The organism is Olsenella sp. An293 (assembly GCF_002159495.1).
Taxonomy (GTDB): Bacteria; Actinomycetota; Coriobacteriia; order Coriobacteriales; family Atopobiaceae; genus Thermophilibacter.
Genome location: NZ_NFIT01000004.1, coordinates 197,961 through 210,067 on the forward strand (window position 1 = coordinate 197,961; position 12,107 = coordinate 210,067).

The window sequence follows — 12,107 nt, forward strand, 5'->3', positions numbered from 1 at the left end:
CGACTCGCGGCCGTGGGACAAACACCCCGGAGGTTTCTGTCCCACTAGTCGAGCTCGTCGTCGCCGCCGACCTGCTCGAGCACGCCGAGCGCGGCCGGCATGACCTCCTCCTCGCTGCGATGGAACGGGTAGGCCACCTTCTTCGTCTTGGGGTACACGAGCGCGCCGCGCTCCTTGAGCTTGAGCGCAACCGGACGCGCGACCTCGAGCCCCTGGTAGACCAGCCGCCCGTTCGTAAGCGAGACCGCCGTGCACCCCAGCCGCTGCGCGCGGATGCGCACGCGGGCGCGGTCGAAGAGGTTGCGCCCCGCGAGCGGCAGCGCGCCAAAGTCCTTCTCGCACTCCTGCTGGAGCTCGTCGATCTCGGCCAGGTCCACGGCGGCGGCCAGGCGCCGGTACGCCAGCACGCGCTTGTCCACGTCGGGCATGTACTCCTCGGCCAGGAAGAAGTCGGCCGGCAGGTTGATGGTGACCTCGGCCTGCTCGACCTCGCGGGTCTCGCCGCGGGCCTCGGCCACGGCCTCGCCGAGCATCTGCGTGAAGAGGTCAAAGCCCACGCTCGAGAGGTTGCCGTGCTGCTCGGCCCCCATGAGCGAGCCGGCGCCGCGGATCTCGAGGTCGCGCATCGCGATCTTCATGCCCGATCCCAGGTCCTGGTACTCGTTGATGGCCGTGAGGCGGTCGGTGGCCTCCGGCGTGAGCGAGACCTCGCCCGGGAACATGAAGTAGGCATAGGCCTGCACCCGCCCGCGGCCCACGCGACCCTTGAGCTGGTAGAGCTGCGCCAGGCCCAGGCGCTGGGAGTCTTCGATGATCAGCGTGTTGGTGCGCGGATTGTCGATGCCGCTCTCGATGATCGTGGTGGCCACCAGGACGTCGACCTCGTGCTCCTGGAAGCGCAGCATCACGTCCTCGACCTCGCGGGCGCTCATCTTGCCGTGCGCCACGCCCACGCGCGCCTCGGGCGCGGCCTCCATCACGCGCTCGACCGCCTCGTCGATGGTGTGCACGCGGTTGGAGACGTAGTAGACCTGGCCCTTGCGCGCAAGCTCCTCGCGGATGGCGGCCGAGACCAGGTCCGGGTCCCACTCGCCCACCGTGACCTTGACGGGCAGGCGCCCCGGCGGCGGCGTCATGATGAGGCTCATGTCGCGCACGCCGCTCATGGCCATCTGCATCGTGCGCGGGATGGGCGTGGCCGAGAGCGTGAGCACGTCGACCTGCTCGCGCATGTTCTTGAGCTGCTCCTTGTGCTGCACGCCAAAGCGCTGCTCCTCGTCGATGATAACGAGGCCCAGGTCATAGGGGTTGACGTCGGCCGAGAGCAGGCGGTGCGTGCCAATGAGCACGTCCACCGAGCCGTCCGCGAAGCCCTCGAGCGCCCGACGCTGCTGGGCCGGCGTCACAAAGCGGGAGAGCACGCAGACCTTAAGGTCAAAGGGGGCAAAGCGCGAGAAGAACGTCTCGAAGTGCTGCTGCGCCAGGATGGTGGTGGGGCAGAGCACCATCACCTGCTTGGAGTCCTGGCAGCACTTGAACGCCGCCCGCAGCGCCACCTCGGTCTTGCCAAAGCCCACGTCGCCGCAAAGCAGCCGGTCCATGGGACGGCGCGCCTCCATGTCCGCCTTGATGTCGGCGATCGCCGAGCGCTGGTCGGGCGTGAGCTCGTAGCTAAAGCTCGCCTCCATCTCCTCCTGGACGGGGGTGTCCTGCGAGAAGGCGTAGCCCGGCACGGAGGAGCGGCGCGTGTAGAGGTCAACGAGGTCAAAGGCGAGCTTCTTGGCCGAGCGGCGCGCCTTGCCCGTGGCGCGGGACCAGTCCGCCGTATTGAGGCGCGTGAGGCGCGGGCTCGCGCCGTCGGGGCCCACGTAGCGCGTGATGCGGTCGACCTGCTCGAAGGGCACGTAGAGCTTGTCCCCGCCCGCGTACTCCAGCAGGAAGTAGTCGCGCTCGCGGCCGGCGACCTCCTGGCGCACGATCTCGGCAAACAGAGCGATGCCGTGCGTGGCGTGGACCACGTAGTCGCCGGGCTTGAACGGGAAGGTCACGCTCGTGGGGTCCACGCGGCGCGCGCGGCGGCGGTTCTTGGCTGTGCGGGCGGTGAGGTCTGAGACCGAGAAGACCGCGAGGCTCGCCGCGGGAATCACGATGCCGGCGGGGACGGGCGCGTCGATGAAGGTGACGCGGCCGCACTCCAGGGGCGGTGCCTGCGGGTCGTTGTTCTCGGCAGACGTGCCGAGGGACTCGACCACGGGGATGGACTCGTCGGTGAAGCGCAGCTCGAGCGACTCGCGGGCCGCGCGGTCCGGCACGGCAAAGAGCACGGCGGCGCGGTCCGCGACGAGCTGGCGCACGCGGCCGAGCAGCTTTGCGTCGGACCCGGCGATCTGGGGCTGGCGAACGGCGAGCTCGGCGGTGGCCGCGCCTGTGCCGGCACGAAGGATGGACGAGAAGGACAGGCGCTGCTGGCTGCCAAAGTCCAGCTCGCGCGGGGAGGTGTAGAGACCCTCCAGCGGGATGCGCGCCGAGCCCGCCGCGGCGGAGAGCTCGTCGTAGGCGCGCATGCAGTCGTCGAAGAGGGCGCGGGGCTCGGCGAGCACCACGAGGGTCTCCTGGCTGATGTGCTCAAGGGGGCTCGCAGTGGAGCCGTAGAGCTGGGGGAGGTAGCGCTCGAGGCTCGGGTCCGCCGCCCGCTGGCGAATGAGCTCGAGGTCGGCGGCCGTCTTGCTCGACTCCTGGGCCGCCTTGTAGAGCGCGCGCTCGGCGCGGGCGACGGTCTCGTCCGTGAAGGCCATCTCGCGGCACGGGGCCACGGTCACCGCGTCGAGCTCGCCGATGGTCTGGCCCGTGGAGGCGACCATGCGGCGAACGCGGTCGATCTCGTCGCCAAAGAACTCGATGCGCACGGGGCTTGCGGCCTGTGCGGGAAAGACGTCGACCGCGTCGCCGTGCACGTGGAAGGAGCCCGGGGCGTCGACCTCGCCGTTGTCCGCGTAGCCCATGCCCACGAGCAGCGCGGGCACGTCCTCGAAGGGGACCTCCTCGCCCACGGCGAACGTGCTCGACGCAAAGTAGCCGCTGCCCTTGGGCGGGACGCGGCGCAGGAGGGCGTGGGCGGAGGCGACCACGACGCAGCGCTCGCCGGCGGCGAGGCGCGACACGGCCCGACAGCGCGCTCCGATCACGGCGTCGTCGGGGGTGGCGTCCGCCCAGGGACGGTCCCGGCGCTCGGGGTAGCGCGAGACGCTGTCCTGCCCGAGCCACGCCGCGAGCGCGCGGGCCGTGCGGTCGGCCGCCTCCTCGCCGGAGACCACGAGCAGGCACGGGCGCGGGTCGCGCGCCCAGAGGGCCGCGAGCGCGAGCGGGCGGGCCGACTGCGCGACGGCGAGCGTGGCGTCATGCCCCGCGGCAAGCTCGCGCAGGAGCGGGGCGAGCTCGGGCGCGCCGAGCAGTTGGCGAGAAACGCGGTCGATGAGCATGGGGCGGACTCCCTCTGCATGACTTTGGGCCGGCGCCCGGTGGGGCGTCGGCTGCGACGGGTGGTTCTTCTCGCCCCATTGTAGCGAGCGAGACGTGGTCTCACAGGTTCTTCTTGGCAGGGCTTGGCCGTTGCCGCCCATACGGGAAACGGGACCGCGGAGAAGAGCGTGCCGCCTCGCACCGGCCCCGCCTCCACTCGAAACGGCATCTGGGCAGAGGGCCGGCGGGCGTCCAACCCGAACAGGCCAGTGAATTGCGCGCGTTCACAACATATACCCAAGAATACTTTGCTAAAGAATTGTTTGGTAAAATAGACTACGGTAACATCGAGAAAGGTGGGACAGTGTTCATCGGGAGAGAGCGTGAGCTCGCACTGCTGCACAGGCGCTACGAATCTGGCGGCTTTGAGTTCATCGGGCTGTACGGCCGCCGCCGCGTGGGAAAGTCCGCCCTCTTGAGTGAGTTCACGCGAGACCTGCGCTGCGGCTGGTGCGCCGCCGTGGAGGACGACGCCGCCATGAACCTGCGCCTCCTGAGCCAAGCCGTGTGGTCGCTTCAGAACCCAGACGCCAGCCCCGAGAGCGCCCCCGTCTATGCTGACTTCCGGCTGGCGCTCGAGGCGGCCTTTGATGCGACGCGCGAGGAGCGGGGCGTCCTTGTGATAGATGAGTTTCCCTATCTTGCCAAGTCAGACACGAGCTTTCCCTCCGTGTTGCAGACGGTCATTGACCGCAGGAAAGACCGGTCACAGCTGTTTCTCGTGCTCTGCGGCTCCTCTCTTTCGTTCATGAAGGAGCAGCTGCTGAACAAGGAGAGCCCGCTCTACGGACGGCGCACGGCCCAGATTGAGCTCAAGCCCTTTGACTTCTTTGACTCCCTGAGGTTCTTCCCGCACATGACGCCTGAGGATGCCGCCGCGATCTATGGCATGGTGGGAGGCGTGCCGCTCTATCTCCTACAGTTTTCAGAAGAGAGGGGGCTCTCGGAGAACATCGCGGACGCGTTCCTTGACCCCAGCTCCATTCTCTACGAGGAGCCCGAGAGCCTGCTCAAGCAGGGAGTCAGCAAGGTGGCGCCCTATAACGCCGTGGTCTCGGCAATAGCAGGGGGAGCCTCGCAACACAACCAAATCGCAACGAGGGCGGGCCTCTCGACAGCCGCGCTTGACTACTACCTCAAGGAGCTCGCGCGCATTGGCCTGGTTGAGCGAGAAGAGCCGATTCCCGCGCGCGGGGGGCGCAAGGCGGTATGGCGGCTCTCCGACAGTCTCTTCAGGTTCTGGTATCGCTTCATCCGGCCATATCGCGCCCTCATCGAGCGCGGCCTGGGTCAAACGGTGGTCGCCCGCATCGGAGAGGGCCTACCCGAGCATCTGGGACCCGTCTTTGAGGGAATCTGCCGCGACTGGCTCTGGCGTCAGCTTGCGCAGGGACGCCTGCCGTTCCCCATGACCGACGTCGGTCGGTGGTGGGGCAACGATCCCCAGGCGCGCTGCGAGGCGGAGATCGGCCTCGTTGCGGTTGACGGCTCACAGACCGTCATGGTTGGGGAGTGCAAGTGGCGGGGCGAGCCCATGGGAGCCGATCAGCTTCTCAAGCTAGACCGCCGCGCCCATCTCGCGGGGGCCAACAGTGCGGACGCACGATGGGCCTTCTCGCGCTCCGGGTTCACGGCCGGCTGCGATGAGACGGCACGCGAGCTTGGCGCCCGCCTCGTGACGTTTGACGAGATGTGCGAGGGCGTGTCGCGCCCCCGCTGAGGCCAAGACGCAAACTAGACGATATGTGGGGAGCGGCAGGAACCCCACATATCGTCTAGCGCGGGCAAGAAGGACATCAGCGAGGTGCGGATTTCTAGCCCGCGCGGCCCGCGCCATCCCCCGCGCGAAGCGTCGCCAGCTCGCGCAGGCGCTCGGACGCGGCGTCGACGTCGGCCCACTCGGCCTGCCAGGACCAGTTGCCCTCGGCCACGCCGGGCACGTTCATGCGCGCGGCGTCGTCCAGGCCCAGCACGTCCTGCAGCGGCACGATGACCACGTCGGCCTCGGACGCAAGCGCTCGCCGCTCGAGCTCGTCGGCAAGCTCCACGGCCTCGTCGCCCTCGACGCCAAAGCGGCTCTCGCAGAAGCCCACGAAGGTCTGGTTGTCGTGCGTGCCCGTGTAGCAGACAGTCTCGGGCCGCGGCGCGTAGCCCTCGCGGACGTCGCCGTCGGAGAACTGGACCACGTCCATGCCCGGGATGCCCGTCGCGCACACCAGGGCACGCACGGCCGGCGTGATGGCGCCGAGGTCCTCCGCGATGAACGGCAGCGGGCCAAACTGGCGATGCGCGGCCTCGAAGAGCTCCATGCCCGGGCCAAACGCATACGAGCCCTCGCTCGCGGGCTTGCCCGCGGGAATCGAGAAGTACGACGAGAACCCGATGAAGTGGTCGAGGCGCACGTAGTCGTAGAGCGCGAGCGCGCGGCTGAAGCGGCGCAGCCACCAGCCGTAGTTCTGCTCGCGCAGGATGTCCCAGCGGTAGGTGGGGTTGCCCCAGACCTGGCCCTCGGGCGCGAAGGCGTCGCCGGGGGCGCCGGCCACGCGGCGGGCGTGCCCGTACTCGTCCAGGTCGAAGATGTCCGGCTCGCTCCAGACGTCGGAGGAGTCGCCCGAGACGTACATCGGCATGTCGCCCACGATCTGCACGCCGCGCTCGCGCGCGTACTCGCGAAGCTCGTTCCACTCGCGGTCGAACTCGTACTGCAGGCGCTTGTGGTTCTCGGCCGCCATGGCGATGCGGGGGTTGCGCGTGTGGCTCGGGCTGTAGTGGCGGTAGCGCGCCGGCCACGTCTGCCAGGGCGCCCCGCCCAGCACCTCCTTGATGGCGCAGAAGATCGCATAGGGCGTGAGCCAGTAGTCGTTCTCGTTGCAGAACTGGACGTAGTCCTCGTCGTTGCCGATCTTCTCGAGACGCCTGAGAACCGTCTCGACGTCGTCCTCGAGCAGCGCGACGTTGCCGGCGAACGCCGAGACGCCCGCGTAGGGGGAGCCGTACTCGTCCGTGGGGTTGACGGGTAGGACCTGCCAGTAGGTCTGGCCGCCCGCGGCGAGCCAGTCCACGAAGCGGCGCGCCGGGGCGCCGAGCGTGCCGGGACGGCCGTCGTTGGGGACGGAGGTGATGTGGCAGAGCACGCCCATCCCGCGCTCGAGCGGCTGCTGCAGGCGCTCGGAGCGGTGGAAGTGGAGCACCGCCGTGCCGAGCGGCCACAGGAAGATCTCCGCCTGGCCGTTTGCGACCTTGGGCGTCTGGCCCGAGATGACGTCGGCGACGGCGTCGCCGATCATCGGCACCTTCACGGCGTGGGCATTGGAGAGCGACCCGTTGGCCAGGACGCAGACCGCCTCGCCGTCCTTGCGGCGCCAGAAGCCAAAGATGTCCTCACCGGAGGCGAAGGGCTCGAACTCGCCGTCCACAAAGAGCGGCAGCGTCCGGCGCACGGCGATGGCGTTGCGGTAGATGCTGGTGCAGTCCGCGCGGCCGCCGTCCCAGGGGAAGGGCGCGCGGTTGTAGGGGTCGCGGAAGCCCTCGACGCCGCGCTCGTCGCCGTAGTAGACGCACGGCACGCCGGGAAGCGTCATCTGGAGCAGGGCCACCACCCACAGGCGCGCCATGGCAAGACCCGCCTGGTCGTCCGTGAGACGAAAGCCCGCGCGCTCCTCCTCCGGCACCGAGTCCGGGTCGGGGGCGCCGCCGAGCATCGTGAACAGGCGCTCGCGGTCGTGGCTGCCGATGAGGTTGAGGGCGGAGTAGAAGTTGTCGCGCGGGTAGTTCTCGCGCAGCTGCTCAAGACGCGCAGCAAGCTCGGAGGCCCCGATCTCGCCGCGTATGAAGGCGAGAAGCCCGGTTCGCAGCGGGTAGTTCATCGTCCCGTCGAGCTCGGCGCCCTGGAAGTACTGGCGCAGCTTGCCGTAGGCGAGCTTGTTGGAGGCGTCCTCCCAGACCTCGCCTATGAGCACGCCGTCGGGCTTCTCGGCGAGAAGGGCGCGCTTGATCTGGGCGATGAACTCGTCGGTGAGCTCGTCGGCCACGTCGAGGCGCCAGCCGCGCGCGCCGGAGCGCAGCCACCGGCGAATCACGCCGTCGCGCCCGCACACGAGCTCGTGGAACGGCTCGCAGTCGGCGCGGAAGCTCGGGAGGTTTTGGTCGCCCCACCAGCCGGCGTAGGTGCCGTCGTCGTTGAAGGTGAACCAGTCGCGGTACGGCGACTGCTCGCCCTGCCACGCGCCGGGCTCGCGGTAGGTGCCAAAGCGGTTGAAGTAGCGCGAGTCGGCTCCGCAGTGGTTGAAGACGCCGTCCAAGATGACGGAGATGCCGTGCTCGGCGGCGTCCACGCACAGCGCCCTGAAGCTCTGCTCGTCGCCGAGCATGGGATCGACGCGCAGGTAGTCCGCCGTGTCGTAGCGGTGGTTGCTCGCCGCCTCGAAGATGGGGTTGAGGTAGAGCACCGTCACGCCGAGGCTCTCGAGGTAGTCCAGCTTCTCGCGGATGCCCTCGAGCGTGCCGCCGTAGAAGTCCCAGTGAGCGATGCCGCCGTCCTCGGTGCGGGCGTAGGTCGGCGGGGTGTCCCAGTCCTCCACGAGCTCACGGCCGGGGCCGCCCTTGCGGTGCACGGCAAGCGAGGCGGCGGCGCGCTCGCGCCAGTCCTCGCCGCGCGCGAAGCGGTCGGGGAAGATCTGGTAGACCACGCCCTCGCGATACCACCGGGGCTGGTGGGGGCGCGGCTGGTACACCGTGATCTGAAACGACGGCGGGTCGCCGTAGGTGAAGGCGCCCTCGCCGGTGGTCCAGCCCTCGCGGGCGCCGTAGCGCCACACGGCGCCGTCGCTCGCCTCGATGTCGAAGTTGTACCAGACGACGCCGGTCGTCGCCGGCTTGTAGCTCGCCGTGAAGCGCAGGTGGTCGCCCTCGTTGGTGCCGCGCATCTCGATGAGCTGCTCGCCCTGCGCGTCGGTCCAGGCGCGCAGGGTGCAGAAAACGACGTCGTCGCCCCATACGTCGATGCTCAGCGAAACGGTGCCGCCCAACTGGACGGCACCGAAAGGACTTCTGTACTCAGGCTCTGAGGTTACGTGACGTGCTTTCAAGCGCTACCTATCTCTTCTCTTGTTGTACCTGATGATCTCCGGGTGAAGACCGTGGTAGATGTCCATGTAGTCGTTCGCGGCGCGACGCCAGCTGAAGTCGGCGTCCATCGCCTGAAGCATGAGCTTAGTCCACGCGTCCTGATCCGTCCAGAAGATCTCGCAGGCGCCGAGAAGGGTGTCGGCCATCTCGTCGGCGTTCATGTTGGCAAACGAGAAGCCCGTGCCCTCGCCCGTGTACTTGTTGTACGGGGTAACCGAGTCGCGCAGGCCGCCGGTCTCGCGCACGACCGGGAGGGTGCCGTAGCGCATGGCGATCATCTGGGAGAGGCCGCACGGCTCGAACTCGGACGGCATGAGCAGGAGGTCGCCGCCGGCGTACATGCGGTGAGAGAGCGCGTTGTCAAAGGCGATGCGCGCGCACATCTGGTCGCCGTACTTGGCGTCGAAGTAGCGGAACGCGTCCTCGTGGTCCTTGTCGCCCGTGCCCAGGATCGCAACCTGGACGCCGCGCTGCATGAGGTGGTCCATCGCGTAGCGCACCAGGCCCAGGCCCTTCTGATCGGTGAGGCGGCCGATGGAGACCACGAGCGGGCGCGTGGGATCTTGGGCGAGGCCCAGCTCCTCCTGCAGCGCGCGCTTGCACTCGGCCTTGTTCTCGAGCTCCTTGGCGGAGTAGTTGGCCGGGATCATCGGGTCGGTCGTCGGGTTCCAGATGGTCTGGTCGATGCCGTTCAGGATGCCGCTCAGGACGTCGCAGCGACGGCGGAAGATGCCGTCGAGGCCCTCGCCGTAGAAGGGCATCTGCAGCTCGTTGGCGTAGCTCGGGCTCACCGTGGTGAGGTAGTCCGCGTAGCAGAGCGCGCCCTTCATGTAGTTGACCGAGTCGCGGTCGCAGTAGAGCTGGTCGCGGGCCGCGGGGATGTGGGCGAGGCCCAGGACCTCCTCGAGGACCTTGTCGCTGTACTGGCCCTGGAACTTGACGTTGTGGACCGTGAAGATGGTCTTGACGTTGGCGCACTGCGGGATCTGCTGGTAGAACTCGCGCAGGAAGACGCAGCACAGCGCCGTCTGCCAGTCGTTGCAGTGCAGGATGTCGCACTCGAGCTCGGGGACCTTGGCGATGGCCTCGCAGATGGCCTTCGAGAAGAATGCGAAGCGCTCGCCGTCATCGAAGTAGCCGTAGAGGCCGTCGCGCTTGAAGTAGGCCTCGTTGTCGATGAAGTAGAAGTCGAGGTCCTGCAGCGTGAGCTTCTCGATGCCGCAGTACTCGTTGCGCCACGCGAGCGGAACGTAGAAGTCCGCGACGTGCTTCATCTGGTCCTTGTACTCCTGCGGGATGCTGGCGTACTTGGGCATGATGACGGCGGCACGGGCGCCGGCGTGCTTGAGGGCGCGGGGCAGCGAGCCCGCGACGTCACCCAGGCCGCCCGTCTTGGCGAAGGGCACGGCCTCGGAGGTGGCGAAGAGCACGCGAATCTTCCTGCGCTTTGCTTGTGTGGACACGTCCATCCCCTCGATCCTAGTCGCGAGCCTTTTCCTTGATCAGCACGTCCTCGGGGGTGCCCCTCAGCTCGGTGCCGGCGGGGACGACGTTGCCGCGGTCGACGATCGCGTTCTCGACGCGAGCGCCGCTCTTGACGACGCAGCCCTGCATCACGATGGAGTTGCGCACCGTGGCGCCCGCCTCGATGATGACGTTGCGGCCGAGGATGGAGTCGCTGACGTTGCCGTAGATGCGGTCGCCGGATGCGACGGCGGAGTGGCAGACGTGGCTGCCGACCTCGAACTTGGCGGGCGGCGTGTCGTGGGTCTTGGTCTTGATGAAGCGCTCCTCCACGAAGAGCTCGCCGGTGATGCGCGGGTCGAGCAGGTCCATGTTGGCGCGGAAGTAGGCGCGCTTGTTGAAGATCGGGGCGACGTAGCCGTCGAAGTCGTAGGTGCGGACGTTCACGCGACCAAAGTCACCGGTCATGGCCTCGAAGAGGTCCAGGTAGTCGGTCGCCGCGTACCAGTCGAACATGTCGAGCAGCAGGTGGCGATTGATCACGAAGCAGTCCAGGAACATCGTCTCGCCAAAGGCGGTGCCGTGGTGGACGCCGCAGACGCGGCCGTCCTCGACGTCAAAGGCGGTGACGTCGGGGTCCTTCTCGGAGGCCGTCTTGGTCAGGACGGTGATGTCCGCGCCGGAGGCCTTGTGGGCCTCGTAGACCTTGTCGAGGTCGATGTTGTAGACAAAGTTGGCCGTCGAGAAGAACACGGCGTCGGAGGTGCTGCGGGTGAAGTAGGCCTTGTTGTGGACCAGGTCGCGCAGCAGGAAGCGGGCGCCGGTGCGGGACGTGCCGAAGGCGGAGCCGGGCAGGATGAACAGGCCGCCGTTCTTGCGGTCGAGGTCCCAGTCCTTGCCGGAGCCAACGTGGTCGATGATCGAGCGGTAGTTGTACGGCATGACCATGCCCACGGTGCGGATGCCGCAGTTCACGAAGTTGGAGAGCGCAAAGTCGACGAGACGGTAGCGGCCGAAGTAGGGCAGCGACGCCATCGGGCGGCTCTCATTGAGCGGGCTGGACTCCTTGGCGGAGTAGTTGCAGGTAATAAGGCCGATGACCTTTTCCATGATTAGTTCTCCCCCTTCCCGACGACCACGTCGTTGCCGATGACGGCGGTGTCCTTGGTGGTGTCGACGCTGCCGACGCTGACGTTCTCCTCGACCGTGGAGTTCTCGCCCAGGATGGCGCGCACGACGTTGGCCCCGTCCTTGACGACGGCGCCCGGGAGCAGCACGGAGTCGATGACCGTGGCACGCTCGCCAACGTAGGCGTCGGTCGAGAGGATGGAGTGCTTGACGGTACCGTAGACCTGGCAGCCGTTGGCGACGAGGCTGTCGTCGATCGTGGCGTCCTTGCCCACGAACGCAGGCGGGCGCGTGGAGGCGTTGCTCATGATCGGGAAGGTGGTGCTGAAGATGTCAAAGGCGGGGTTGGGGCCAAGAAGGTCCATGCTCGTCTCGTGGTAGCTCGAGATGGTGCCAACGTCGCGCCAGAAGCCCTCGAACTTGTAGGTGAACAGGCGCTTGCCGTCGGCCAGGAGCTTGGGGATGATGTCTCCGCCAAAGTCGTGGCTGGAGTTCTGGTCGTTGGCGTCCTCCTTCAGCGTCTCGACGAGAAGGTCGGCGTTGAAGATGTAGATGCCCATGGAGGCGAGGTTTGAATCGGGCTGCTTGGGCTTCTCGGAGAACTTGGTGATGCGGCCGTCGTCCTCGGCGGTGAGGATGCCAAAGCGGGAGGCCTCCTCCCAGGGCACGGGCATGACCGCGATGGTGAGGTCGGCGTTGTTGGCCTTGTGCGTGGCGAGCATGTCGTCATAGTCCATGCGGTAGAGCTGGTCGCCGGAGAGGATGAGGACGTACTCGGGATCGTTGGTCTCGATGTAGCCAAGGTTCTGGGTCACGGCGTCGGCCGTGCCCTCGTACCAGGCGCCGCCGGTCTGCGTGGCGTAGGGGGG

6 protein-coding genes are annotated in these 12,107 nt (G+C 67.7%); 1 reads left to right on the forward strand and 5 read right to left on the reverse strand.

Annotation, left to right across the window (positions count from 1 at the left end; translation table 11 throughout):
- Positions 1-44 precede the first annotated feature (44 nt).
- A complete protein-coding gene (mfd, locus tag B5F85_RS04060; protein ID WP_087314627.1) occupies positions 45-3,479 on the reverse strand; it encodes a transcription-repair coupling factor in 3,435 nt (1,144 codons plus the stop codon).
- A 344-nt stretch (positions 3,480-3,823) separates the two neighbouring features.
- Between mfd and B5F85_RS04065 the strand changes: the two genes are divergently transcribed.
- Positions 3,824-5,239: an ATP-binding protein gene (locus B5F85_RS04065; protein WP_143786126.1), complete on the forward strand. Its 1,416-nt coding sequence runs from the start codon at positions 3,824-3,826 to the stop codon at positions 5,237-5,239.
- Positions 5,240-5,333: 94 nt separating this feature from the next.
- Here the strand turns inward: B5F85_RS04065 and B5F85_RS04070 are convergent, their stop codons facing one another.
- The 4 genes from B5F85_RS04070 to B5F85_RS04085 all read right to left on the reverse strand — a co-directional run.
- Entirely contained in the window at positions 5,334-8,546 is a 3,213-nt protein-coding gene (locus tag B5F85_RS04070) for a 4-alpha-glucanotransferase (protein ID WP_239386657.1), read from the reverse strand.
- Positions 8,547-8,609: 63 nt separating this feature from the next.
- The gene (glgA, locus tag B5F85_RS04075) at positions 8,610-10,115 is read right to left on the reverse strand and encodes a glycogen synthase GlgA (protein WP_204204621.1); all 1,506 of its coding nucleotides are present in this window, start codon (positions 10,113-10,115) and stop codon (positions 8,610-8,612) included.
- A gap of 10 nt (positions 10,116-10,125) precedes the next feature.
- The gene (gene glgD / locus B5F85_RS04080; RefSeq protein ID WP_087314633.1) at positions 10,126-11,220 is read right to left on the reverse strand and encodes a glucose-1-phosphate adenylyltransferase subunit GlgD; all 1,095 of its coding nucleotides are present in this window, start codon (positions 11,218-11,220) and stop codon (positions 10,126-10,128) included.
- A 2-nt stretch (positions 11,221-11,222) separates the two neighbouring features.
- Positions 11,223-12,107: sugar phosphate nucleotidyltransferase (locus tag B5F85_RS04085; RefSeq protein WP_087314634.1), on the reverse strand; the 885-nt coding region annotated here is incomplete at its 5' end.

What these genes read in the sequence shown, in the direction of transcription:
- glgA (WP_204204621.1), bottom strand. Translation starts at nt 10,115, where the DNA reads ATGGACGTGTCCACACAAGCAAAGCGCAGGAAGATTCGCGTGCTCTTC.
- glgD (WP_087314633.1), bottom strand. Translation starts at nt 11,220, where the DNA reads ATGGAAAAGGTCATCGGCCTTATTACCTGCAACTACTCCGCCAAGGAG.
- mfd (WP_087314627.1), bottom strand. Translation starts at nt 3,479, where the DNA reads ATGCTCATCGACCGCGTTTCTCGCCAACTGCTCGGCGCGCCCGAGCTC.